At 39.4% G+C, this 11034-nt stretch carries 11 protein-coding genes and 4 tRNA genes; all 15 read left to right on the forward strand.

The window, feature by feature from the left end; all coding sequences use genetic code 11:
- Positions 1 to 4 precede the first annotated feature (4 nt).
- Positions 5 to 847 carry a hypothetical protein gene (locus tag RMB13_RS01830; protein WP_005037281.1) on the forward strand — a complete coding sequence of 281 codons (843 nt, stop codon included), beginning with the start codon at positions 5 to 7 and terminating at the stop codon, positions 845 to 847.
- Between the two features lie 9 nt (positions 848 to 856).
- On the forward strand, positions 857 to 2050 hold the full coding sequence (locus RMB13_RS01835) for a heme biosynthesis protein HemY (protein ID WP_311084250.1): 1194 nt from the start codon (positions 857 to 859) through the stop codon (positions 2048 to 2050).
- Between the two features lie 7 nt (positions 2051 to 2057).
- Positions 2058 to 2498 carry a thioesterase family protein gene (locus tag RMB13_RS01840; RefSeq protein WP_004640721.1) on the forward strand — a complete coding sequence of 147 codons (441 nt, stop codon included), beginning with the start codon at positions 2058 to 2060 and terminating at the stop codon, positions 2496 to 2498.
- Positions 2499 to 2692: 194 nt separating this feature from the next.
- Complete coding sequence (locus RMB13_RS01845) at positions 2693 to 3019, forward strand: H-NS family nucleoid-associated regulatory protein (RefSeq protein ID WP_003654486.1); 327 nt, start codon at positions 2693 to 2695, stop codon at positions 3017 to 3019.
- Between the two features lie 332 nt (positions 3020 to 3351).
- A complete protein-coding gene (gene gspN / locus RMB13_RS01850; RefSeq protein WP_005037277.1) occupies positions 3352 to 4095 on the forward strand; it encodes a type II secretion system protein N in 744 nt (247 codons plus the stop codon).
- Positions 4096 to 4097: 2 nt separating this feature from the next.
- Complete coding sequence (locus RMB13_RS01855) at positions 4098 to 4934, forward strand: type II secretion system protein N (protein WP_311084251.1); 837 nt, start codon at positions 4098 to 4100, stop codon at positions 4932 to 4934.
- Between the two features lie 41 nt (positions 4935 to 4975).
- Positions 4976 to 7237 carry a type II secretion system secretin GspD gene (gene gspD, locus RMB13_RS01860; protein ID WP_311084252.1) on the forward strand — a complete coding sequence of 754 codons (2262 nt, stop codon included), beginning with the start codon at positions 4976 to 4978 and terminating at the stop codon, positions 7235 to 7237.
- A gap of 41 nt (positions 7238 to 7278) precedes the next feature.
- A complete protein-coding gene (locus RMB13_RS01865) occupies positions 7279 to 7908 on the forward strand; it encodes an FHA domain-containing protein (protein WP_311084253.1) in 630 nt (209 codons plus the stop codon).
- Positions 7909 to 7973: 65 nt separating this feature from the next.
- Positions 7974 to 8642, forward strand: coding sequence for a phosphoglycolate phosphatase (locus RMB13_RS01870; RefSeq protein ID WP_017391173.1), 669 nt, complete (start codon positions 7974 to 7976; stop codon positions 8640 to 8642).
- Between the two features lie 109 nt (positions 8643 to 8751).
- Positions 8752 to 10245, forward strand: a complete 1494-nt coding sequence (trpE, locus tag RMB13_RS01875) for an anthranilate synthase component I (protein WP_005037269.1) — start codon at positions 8752 to 8754, stop codon at positions 10243 to 10245.
- Positions 10246 to 10343: 98 nt separating this feature from the next.
- Positions 10344 to 10419, forward strand: a tRNA-Thr gene (locus RMB13_RS01880).
- Positions 10420 to 10472: 53 nt separating this feature from the next.
- Positions 10473 to 10556, forward strand: a tRNA-Tyr gene (locus tag RMB13_RS01885).
- A 37-nt stretch (positions 10557 to 10593) separates the two neighbouring features.
- Positions 10594 to 10669, forward strand: a tRNA-Gly gene (locus RMB13_RS01890).
- A gap of 13 nt (positions 10670 to 10682) precedes the next feature.
- Positions 10683 to 10757: transfer RNA gene (locus RMB13_RS01895), tRNA-Thr, on the forward strand.
- A gap of 146 nt (positions 10758 to 10903) precedes the next feature.
- The coding region (locus tag RMB13_RS01900) for a GTP-binding protein (RefSeq protein WP_227591698.1) at positions 10904 to 11034 on the forward strand (131 nt) is incomplete at its 3' end.

Consider the following 11034-nt stretch of genomic DNA (forward strand, 5'->3'; position numbering starts at 1 on the left):
TCGTATGAGAAAACTTGTTTCTATCATCATTTTACTGGGCATGGCTTGGTTGGCTAAGCTCAGTTACGATATGTGGCAAATTTCTCGTACTGTTCCCGAGCTTAAGCAAAGTTTGCTTCAATCAGAACAGCACTATGCCAATCTAAATGATCAATTGGTTGCTTTACAACGACAATTACAGAATCAACCTGTAAATACAGGGAATAAACTGAGTCCGGCCGGCCATTTAGAAGTCCCGCCGATGGGTATTGCCCCTACAGTTTTAATAAAACAAAAGTTGGATTTAATTCAATTTGCAATTGATCAGCAACAATTGATTTACGCAGTTGATCAATTAAACCAGTTACAGCAATCTCTTCTACACTATGAAATTGCCCCTGCATTACAACATAGCTTGAACCAATCGCTTGAGCAGGATAAACAGGCGGTTCAGCAATTCACATTGGCCCAAAATCAACGCCATCAATTGATTGACGATTTATTACAGACGATTGATAAAAATATTCAGCAAGCCTTAGCTCAGCCTAAACTTGAGATGGATCAGTCCGAGTCTGTGTCTTGGTGGAAAAAATGGTTCCGTATAGAAAAAGTAGAAACGCCGTCTATTAATTTAATGAATCGAAGTGTAGTGCTCAAAGAAGTGCAATTAAGATTATTAATTGCTGAACAGGCACTCAATGAAGGGAAAATGACAGAGTACCAAAACGAGTTGCAATCTGTAATGCAAAAGCTAGATGAAATGCCTGATGCAACGAGTCAGCAGTTAAAAAAACGTATTGCTAAAGTGGCACATTTATCTGTCGTGCCTGTTCCTAAATTATCTACACTTGGTCTAATTGGCTCATAAGGAGGAGATATGAAACACCTCCTGTCGGTTTATTTCGTAATTAGCTTAATACTCTTTGCAGCTTTAGCTTTATTTAGTTATGGCTATGGAATGGGGTATGTCTATATCTACTGGCGACAATTGCAGTTGCAAACAAATGTCTGGGGATTAACCCTTGCTTTTGTGGTAGTGAGTTTTATTGCACAACTCATATGGCTTTGGATTAAACGTTATTCCTCTCGTGAGCAAAGAAAAAGTGAAAACATCTTCCAGTTTAAAAACCTTCATCCCTATGAACAATTAGGTATCGTCTGGTTATTAGAGGCTGCCGAAGACCAACGTGTATTTATTGAACGTGTTTTTACTCAATCAGGACTTTTAAAAAATATTATTGATGCCAAGTTTCTGGTTTTAAGTGGAGACTATCCAAAAGCATTGGCTGCTTTAGATCAATCACCACCCATGGCATTTGAATTGGTCGAGTTAGAGCGAATCGAAATCTTTTTAGCCCAAAATGAAGCTGACCGTGCATTAACTCATCTTGAATTTTTATACCAGCATCAGTTATCGCCTTGGCTTGAGGAAATAGAAACTGCCTACCAGCAAAGATTAACTGCGTTATGGGGGCAATTAGCGCTGCAACATCCATGGGTATATTTACGGTCAATGAAGTATGGATTATTAGATGCTGAACACCGTGATTTATGGTTGCAGCAGCTTCTTCAGCAATTTGATCAAGCTTCTATTGATGACCTGCATGCCTTGCAACAACGTTATCTGGATTTGGAGTCTGAGATTCAAACTCGACCTTATAGCAGTAAGTTGTTATGGCTCAAACTATTAGCACGTATGCCTGATATGAGCATGCAGCATGCAGCCTTAACACTACATTTATTAAAAGAGCAGTTTGATCCAGAAGTGTTTTACCTGTGGTTTCAGCAACAATTGCTTAAACAGGTTCCAGACTATGCTGATGTCGAAGAAAAAATTATTGAGCTTGAAAATCAATATATGAATTTGCCAGTTTTAACTTTTGCAAAATGGCATGTCTATATGGCAACCGGACGTCAAGCAGAGGCTGAAACATTATTAACATTATATCCAGATAATATTTTAATGAGCTATTTGCGTATTAAGTCTACCCTTAAAGAAGATGAAGTGTTAATCAATCAGTTAAACCTAATCTTTGAAAATGATGCGAATTTTTTAAAATTTAAAATATGAGGTAAAAATGAAAGAACTGTCTGTCTACCCGATAATATATGAACAGAAAGTAGCGTGGGGAGATATGGACGCTTTTGGTCATGTCAATAATGTACAATATTATCGATATATTGAAAGCTCACGTATTTTATATATGGAAGCGATAAATATATTAACCCCACAATTATATACCGTTGTCGCTTCAAGCCAATGCAAATACTTAAAGCCCGTTTTTTATCCCGATGTATTGAAAGTTGGTGTTCGCGTGGAAGAGCTCCGTAATAGCGCATTCCGTATGGCTTATATATTGTGGAGTGAAACACAACAACAAATCGTAGCTACGGGTGATGCTGTTATGGTATGCGTAGATAAATTAACAGAACGAAAATGCGAAATACCTCAAGAGATAAAACAAAAAATTATTGAGCTAGAAAAATCTGTTGGACATGACTTAATACATTTATCTTAAATAAATATTAATAAAATATATGTCATTTATAATTGGTAATGTAATTAAAAGGTAATTTTTTTGATTATTCTGATGAACACGGCTTTCAAACTATTGCTTATTGAATAGATTATAAATAATATTGGTCTTGATTTTATGTTTTTAAATTTTGTCTGTATTATTTTGAATTGTCTGTAAGACTGGAGTATTTATTAATGAAGCCGGATATCAGTGAATTATCTGTTGAAGAGTTAAAGCGTTTACAAGAAGAAGCTGAAGCTTTAATTGTAAGTAAAAAAGATCAAGCAATCGAAGATGCTTATAATCAAATTATCGAGATCGCTGAAAATGTAGGTTTTAGTGTTGAACAACTTCTTGAGTTTGGTGCTCAAAAACGTAAGAAAACAACACGTAAATCTGTTGAACCGCGTTACCGTAACAAAAACAATTCTGAAGAGACTTGGACTGGCCGTGGTAAACAACCACGCTGGTTAGTTGCTGAAATTGAAAAAGGCGCAAAACTTGAAGATTTCTTAATCTAATCGTATTGCTGATCTAAAAAGCCAGGCAAATTTGCCTGGCTTTTTTATGCGTGAAATATTTAAAATTTTGCTATAAATATTATTTAAGAATTTGAGTGTTTAAATTCATCTTTAAATAGATTGTTGAGATCAAATGTACGTTTAGTAAGTTGATTAGCCAGTTTTCATGATTTTGTCATACGTTCAATTTATAGTCTTAATACAGAAGCCAAGCCTGATTGCTTGGTTTTTTTATATGAAGTGAATTGGCGATGTTGAAAAAGTATGCATAATGTCAGACTAGGGAGTTACTCTCAAAATAAGGACGATAATTTGCATGTTGGTAAGGCTGAATGAAGAAAAAGTCTAAGCAGTGGAAGTGGTGGTTATTTGCCCTCATTGCATTTTTAATTTTTATTATTTTACAGATCCCAGCGACGTGGCTTATTTCTAAATTTTCAAAGAATAATCAAACTCTACACAATGTAAGTGGAAATATCTGGCAGGGCCAAGCAGATTGGCGGCGCGGTACTTTGAGAGGCTCGATTCATTGGAAAACTAGACCTCTTGACCTGTTTCTATTAAGGTTCGCGGCTGATGTGGATATCCATAGTGGAAATACCCAATTATCTGGGGTAATGGCCTATGGTGTTGGTAAAAAAGTACTTGTTAGAGCAATGAATGGTCAAATTGCGCCTGAAACATTAAAACAAATTGTGAACTGGCAATGGCCTGTGAACAGTATCCAGTTAAAAGATATTGATTTTAATTATAAAAAAGAGCAAGGTTTCGCTGCAGTTGATGGTCAATTGCATTGGGGTGGTGGTGCTTTAATTTATAATATTGGTGACCGTCAAGACCGGATGAATATGCCTTCTTTAAATGGGCAATTAACGGATCAAAATGGCCAATTACAGGTTGATATACGTGATCAACGCAGTCAAAAAATGGCAAATCTTCTATTAGATGCCAATATGATGCTTGATGTGCAGCTTACACAAAGACTATTACTGAATATTCCGTCTTATGATGGGAAAGCCGGTTTAGATACTTTTGTCATTAGTTCTCGTCAACCCTTAATACAAGGGGGTAACTAATAATGAAAGTATGGATTGAAAAATTACAGCAACTACAATGGCAAAAATTAGATCGGTTAAGTGTTGTCGTATTTGCCTTTTTAATTTTATGGCTGTGTTGGAAATTAGCCTCATTATTTTGGTGGGTCATTGCCCCTCCCCAAATGATGCAATTCGATCGGGTAGAGTTGGGATCACAGCAGCCGCAAATTCCTAACATTAGTACTTTTTCGATTTTTAATGAACCTTCAGCCAATGCAGCTCAGGAAAATGTCAACCTAGAATTGCAGGGTGTGATGGTGGGCTATCCGAACCGTTTTTCCTCAGCGGTGATTAAGCTTGATAATACTGCTGACCGGTATCGGGTGGGGGAAACAATAGGCTCTACATCTTATCAGTTGGCAGAAGTTTATTGGGATCACGTTATATTGCGTCAAGGTAATGGTAGTACTCGTGAACTTCAGTTCAAAGGTTTGCCAAACGGTTTATATCAACCCATGACACCAGATACCTCACAACCAACTGCTACTGCGTCTCAACCATCGGCACCTGTTAATACGACTCAAGAAGCGCTTGGACAGGCTATTCAGCAAATGCAAGGGAACCGTGAACAATATCTACGTGATATGGGCGTAAGCGGTAACTCAAGTGAAGGTTTTGAAGTTACAGAACGTACACCCACTGCGCTTCGAAATAAGTTAGGTTTAAGGCCGGGTGACCGGATTGTTTCTTTAAATGGTCAAACGGTTGGGCAAGGACAAACGGATGTGCAGTTACTTGAACAAGCTCGTCGAGCTGGGCAAGTGAAAATAGAAATAAAACGTGGTGATCAAGTGATGACCATACAACAAAATTTTTAGTGATAACACGTCACCATAAGAGTTAGGAATTATCGCAAGTTATGGCTTTATTGAATCATCAACGTCCACTTTGGGCATTACTTGCAGCAGCCCCATTGATTGCGACAGTGAGCAGCAGCGTCTATGCCCAGACATGGAAGATCAATCTACGTGATGCTGACTTAACTGCATTTATTAATGAAGTTGCGGACATCACGGGGAAAAACTTTGCAGTAGATCCGCGAGTGCGTGGCAATGTCACAGTAATATCGAATAAACCCCTCAATAAAGATGAAGTTTATGATCTGTTCCTTGGGGTCTTAAATGTAAATGGGGTCGTGGCAATTCCTTCTGGGAACACCATTAAACTGGTGCCGGATAGCAATGTTAAAAACTCGGGAATTCCTTACGATTCTAGAAATAGACTGCGTGGTGATCAAATCGTCACTCGAGTGATTTGGCTTGAAAATACCAATCCAAATGACTTAATTCCGGCACTTCGCCCTTTAATGCCTCAATTTGCACATATGGCTGCGATAGCAGGCACTAATGCGCTGATTGTTTCGGACCGAGCTGCGAATATCTACCAACTTGAAAATATCATTCGTAACCTCGATGGTACTGGGCAAAATGATATCGAAGCCATTAACTTGCAATCGAGTCAGGCAGAAGAAATCATTACTCAACTTGAGGCAATGAGTGCAACAGGAGCATCTAAAGATTTTAGTGGCGCACGTATTCGTATTATTGCAGACAATCGAACGAATCGTATTATGGTAAAGGGTGACCCTGAAACGCGTAAACGTATTCGCCACATGATTGAGATGCTTGATGTGCCTTCAGCAGATCGTTTAGGGGGCTTAAAAGTTTTCCGACTGAAATATGCAAGTGCAAAAAATTTATCAGAGATTTTACAAGGTCTTGTAACAGGACAGGCTGTTTCTTCATCAAATGGGAGTGGTGGTTTGGCTGCTTCTTCTGGATCGACTAATGGTTCGATGGGAAATAGTCAAAATTCTGGCGCGCCTAGCTCTTCAATTAGTACTCCTTCAATTAATCTTAATAGTAGTTCTAATAGTAACCAAAATAATATTACAAGTTTTAGTCAGGGCGGTGTGAGCATTATTGCGGATAATGCTCAAAATTCACTTGTTGTAAAAGCCGATCCACAATTAATGCGTGAAATAGAGTCTGCTATCCAACAACTTGATATTCGTCGCCAGCAAGTTTTAATCGAAGCTGCCATTATTGAGGTTTCAGGTGATGATGCGGATCAGCTTGGAATTCAATGGGCATTAGGTGATTTATCAAGTGGAATTGGTCTACTTAGCTTTAGTAATATAGGTGCTAGTTTGTCGTCTATCGCTGCTGGTTATTTATCAAGTGGTACGGCAGGTGCTGCAAATGCTATAGCAGCTGGTAAAAATAAGGGTGATGGCGCAACTTTCGCTTTAGGAAATTTTGAGAATTCTCGTAAGGCTTATGGTGCATTAATTCAAGCGCTTAAAACTAATACTAAATCAAATTTGCTTTCGACACCATCCATTGTAACTATGGATAATGAAGAGGCTTATATTGTTGTGGGGCAAAATGTTCCTTTTGTGACTGGTTCTGTTTCTACGGGATCTTCGGGAACAGTAAATCCTTATACGACAGTCGAGCGTAAAGATGTAGGGGTAACTTTGAAAGTTATCCCTCACATTGGTGAAGGTGGGACAGTTAGGCTTGAAGTTGAACAAGAAGTTTCTAATGTTCAATCAAGTAAAGGGCAGGCTGCTGACCTAATTACTAATAAGCGTGCCATTAAAACTGCTGTTTTAGCTGAGCATGGGCAGACAGTGGTTTTAGGGGGCTTGGTATCTGATGATGTTGAGTTTAATAACCAAGGTATTCCTGGATTAAGTAGTATTCCTTATTTGGGCCGGTTATTCCGTTCGGATACCCGAAGTAATGTGAAGCGTAATCTTCTGGTTTTTATTCATCCAACAATTGTGGGTGATGCAAATGATGTGCGTCGTTTGTCTCAGCAGCGCTATAACCAGCTTTACAGCTTACAATTGGCGATGGATAAAAATGGCAATTTTGCCAAACTCCCTGAACAAGTTGATGATGTCTATAATCAAAAGATGACGCCACCAAGTGTTGCAGCTCAGCCAAAAAATTATCAACAGGTTCCTTCGGGTGGAAAAAGCTCGACAGTAACAACACCCGTAGCGGTAGAACTTGCGGTTCGAAAGCAAACCTTACAGTTGCCTGAGCCTGAAATTAATCGTACTAAAAATACAGTAACAACAACGACACTGCGTCCAAGCACAGCGCCGTAGTAGCATGTTATGATTGATAAAAAGTGAAATAGGACATACGCATGACTTGGAAATTACAAGCAGTTACTGGCGAAATTACTGGCCAAGAAATTAGTATTGATCGTGATATGTTGGTGGGACGCCATCAAGATGCTGATGTGTTGTTACAAGCTGCTGAAATTTCACGTCGCCACGCTGCATTGCTTTTAAAAGATCAATTGCTATGGGTGCAAGACCTTAATTCATCGAATGGCACATTCATAAACGATATTCGTATTGAGCAAGAAAAACAGCTGCATGATGGTGATATTGTTCAATTTGCGAGCTTTAAATTTTCTGTATTAGCGCCTGTGCAGGAAATAGAGCATTTGCCTGAAATTGAAGCAGAACCTGTAAATACGGCTCCATCTCAAGATTTAAGCGATCAAGGGATGCCAAGTCTTACAGAGCGTGCTGCTGAAATAGAAGTTAGTCGCGATGGGATGCCGCAGAATATCACTATTCCAAAACCTGCCCCGATCCCAGAAGGGATAGATGTTAATGTGCAGCCACAACAGACACCTGTTGCCTTTGATGAGCCTGTTTCTCGTGTTGCTGAAGAAAAAGAGCAACAGAAGAATGCCTCAGTTGGTTTGATTACTATTATTATTTTAGTAATCTTAGCTTTATTGGCATGGTTGTTCTTTAAATAATTTGTTGGTGCTTTTACAATCAAGGCATGCTAAACGCATGCCTTTTTAATTTTGAGTATAAGAAGATGTCTGTTGCACAACTAAATAAGCGCGATTTAATTTTATTTGACCTAGATGGAACGTTAGTTGACTCTGCAGCTGATTTATATCGATCCATGAATTTAAGTTTAGAAGCGCTAAGTTGGCCATCGGTAACTGAAGCACAAATACGAGAATGGGTGGGTAAAGGAGCTTCAAAACTTTGTGAAAGTGTTTTGCTTCATATATTTGGAAAATTAGACACCGAACAACATAAAGTTTTATTACAAAAATTTGTAGATGTATACGGTGCAGAGCTTTGTGTAAATACTCAAATTTATCCTGGAGTAACTGAGTTTTTAAAGCATTGTAAAACTTTGAATATACATATGGCATGTGTTACCAATAAGCCTGTGCAACTTGCTCAAGGATTACTGGATGCATTGGAACTTTCTTCTTATTTTCAAGTTGTACTGGGTGGTGATAGCTTGCCAGAGAGAAAACCACATCCATTGCCTTTGTTGCATTGTATGCAAAGTTTAAAGATATCTGCTTCGCACGCGCTAATGATTGGCGATTCAAGTAATGATATTGAGGCTGCACGGCGCGCGGGAATTGATTGTATTGTGGTTAGCTATGGCTATAATCATGGAGAAAATATCTATGATTGCCAACCTCAGCAAGTGGTTGATAGTTTGGCTGAGTTAATTATCTAATGAGTGAAATGGAGATCAGCATGAATAAGCGTATGGTTTTTCGATGGCGTGTCTAAATCGAAACTAGAAAAACACCGTTTTAAATCGAAACCATATTAGAGAAAAATTCATGACTACATTAGCGCAATTTGAACAACTTAAGGCATCAGGTTACAACACGATTCCTGTTTATCGCCAGCGTTTAGCAGACACGGAAACACCTTTATCTGTTTTTGCTCGTTTTAAGGACCAAAAACAAGCTTATTTATTTGAGTCGGTCGAAGGTGGTGAAAACTGGGCGCGCTATTCCATGATCGGTTTAGGCGAATCGACAGTTTTTTCATGTAATGCAGGGGTCTTGTCTATACAGCATGCTGATGGTTCGATTACACAAGAAGATTGCCTAGATCCATTTCAATATATTCGTGAATTTCAGAAGCAATTTACAGTGCCACCAGCTGAGCTTTTGCCGGCATTACCAAGTTTTACTGGCGGGCTAGTTGGTTATTTGGGCTATGATGCGGTTCGTTATATTGAGCCGCGCTTAAAGAATGTACCTGCGGCTGATCCAATTGCGTTACCAGACTTGTGGTTGATGCTTTCAAAGACAGTTATTGTTTTCGATAATCTTAAAGATACTTTATTTTTAATTGTCCATGCTGATACAACACAGCCAGATGCTTATGAAGATGCTCAGCAAAAGTTAGATCAATTAGAGCAGTTATTAGCTACACCAGTGAGTTTGCAAGCTAAGCCGCATACACCGCCTCATTTTGAATCGATTACGGGTAAGGCTAAGTTCCTTGAAACAATCGAGAAGGTAAAAGAATACATTAGAGCGGGCGATGTTATGCAGGTTGTTCCGGGCCAGCGTATGGTTTCGGACTTTGATGGTGAGGCTTTGCAGGTTTACCGTGCTTTACGTCATTTAAATCCTTCGCCATATTTGTTTTTGGTGCAGGGTCAAACAATTACAGATAACAAACCATTCCATATTGTAGGATCATCACCAGAAATTCTTTCTCGACTAGAAAATGGTATTGCGACAGTCCGCCCACTTGCAGGTACAAGACCGCGTGGAAAAACTAAAGAAGAAGACATCGCTTTAGAAAAAGATTTACTTTCTGATGAAAAAGAAATAGCAGAGCATTTAATGTTGATTGACCTTGGTCGAAATGATGTTGGTCGAGTTTCTAAAATTGGTAAGGTCAAAGTTACTGATCAAATGGTGATTGAGCGCTATTCGCATGTCATGCACATTGTTTCAAATGTGCAGGGTGAAGTTCGTGATGATATTGATGCGCTAGATGTGTTTAAAGCAACTTTCCCAGCAGGTACTTTATCTGGTGCACCGAAAATTCGTGCAATGGAAATTATTGATGAAGTTGAGCCTGTTAAGCGAGGCGTTTTCGGTGGGGCAGTGGGATATTTAGGATGGCATGGTGAAATGGATATGTCGATTGCAATCCGTACGTGTGTTATCCGTGATAAAAAGGTGTATGTGCAGGCTGGAGCGGGCCTAGTTGCTGACTCAAATCCTGAATCAGAATGGAATGAAACACAAATAAAAGCTCGCGCAGTGATCAAAGCGGTTGAATTATCGTCAAACGGATTGATTTTATGAGTTTTTAGCGATTTTTTTAAAAAAACCACTTGCATCGTTTGGAAGTTTTGCTAAACTGCACACCGTTCCGATACGAAACGTACGAAACACTAAGAAGCGCCGGCATAGCTCAGTTGGTAGAGCAACTGACTTGTAATCAGTAGGTCCACAGTTCGAATCCGTGTGCCGGCACCATCTAAAAGTGTGAAGTTGTTAAGTGAAGAATAACACTGAAATAAGTGTGAAGTGGTGAGATTCCCGAGCGGTCAAAGGGGGCGGACTGTAACTCCGCTACGAAAGTTTCGAAGGTTCGAATCCTTCTCTCACCACCATTAACTTCGATTGAAGTGCTAAGTATACCAGCATCGTGCGGGAGTAGCTCAGTTGGTAGAGCGGCAGCCTTCCAAGCTGCATGTCGCGAGTTCGACCCTCGTCTCCCGCTCCATCGAAGGATAATCGCTCTTATAGCTCAGTGGTAGAGCACTCCCTTGGTAAGGGAGAGGTCTCGAGTTCAAATCTCGATAAGAGCTCCAGATACAGTTTAGTAGATTTTCTACAAAGATTTAAAAAGCAGGCTTATTAGTCTGCTTTTCAAGTATTGGGTGTTTGATTTTTTAGGCGATATGTCGATGCTGGGTCTTACTCAGAATTGTGTTCGACGTAAACGAGGACTATAAACATGGCTAAGGCTAAGTTTGAACGTAATAAGCCACACGTAAACGTGGGCACAATTGGTCACGTTGACCATGGTAAAACAACTTTAACTGCTGCGATTGCAACTATTTGTGCAAAAACTTACGGCGGTGAAGC

The sequence above is a fragment of the Acinetobacter sp. V102_4 genome (assembly GCF_031799005.1).
Classification (GTDB): Bacteria; Pseudomonadota; Gammaproteobacteria; order Pseudomonadales; family Moraxellaceae; genus Acinetobacter; species Acinetobacter calcoaceticus.

What these genes read in the sequence shown, in the direction of transcription:
- RMB13_RS01865 (WP_311084253.1), top strand. Translation starts at nt 7,279, where the DNA reads ATGACTTGGAAATTACAAGCAGTTACTGGCGAAATTACTGGCCAAGAA.
- RMB13_RS01870 (WP_017391173.1), top strand. Translation starts at nt 7,974, where the DNA reads ATGTCTGTTGCACAACTAAATAAGCGCGATTTAATTTTATTTGACCTA.
- RMB13_RS01840 (WP_004640721.1), top strand. Translation starts at nt 2,058, where the DNA reads ATGAAAGAACTGTCTGTCTACCCGATAATATATGAACAGAAAGTAGCG.
- RMB13_RS01855 (WP_311084251.1), top strand. Translation starts at nt 4,098, where the DNA reads ATGAAAGTATGGATTGAAAAATTACAGCAACTACAATGGCAAAAATTA.
- RMB13_RS01835 (WP_311084250.1), top strand. Translation starts at nt 857, where the DNA reads ATGAAACACCTCCTGTCGGTTTATTTCGTAATTAGCTTAATACTCTTT.
- gspD (WP_311084252.1), top strand. Translation starts at nt 4,976, where the DNA reads ATGGCTTTATTGAATCATCAACGTCCACTTTGGGCATTACTTGCAGCA.
- RMB13_RS01845 (WP_003654486.1), top strand. Translation starts at nt 2,693, where the DNA reads ATGAAGCCGGATATCAGTGAATTATCTGTTGAAGAGTTAAAGCGTTTA.
- RMB13_RS01830 (WP_005037281.1), top strand. Translation starts at nt 5, where the DNA reads ATGAGAAAACTTGTTTCTATCATCATTTTACTGGGCATGGCTTGGTTG.
- gspN (WP_005037277.1), top strand. Translation starts at nt 3,352, where the DNA reads ATGAAGAAAAAGTCTAAGCAGTGGAAGTGGTGGTTATTTGCCCTCATT.
- trpE (WP_005037269.1), top strand. Translation starts at nt 8,752, where the DNA reads ATGACTACATTAGCGCAATTTGAACAACTTAAGGCATCAGGTTACAAC.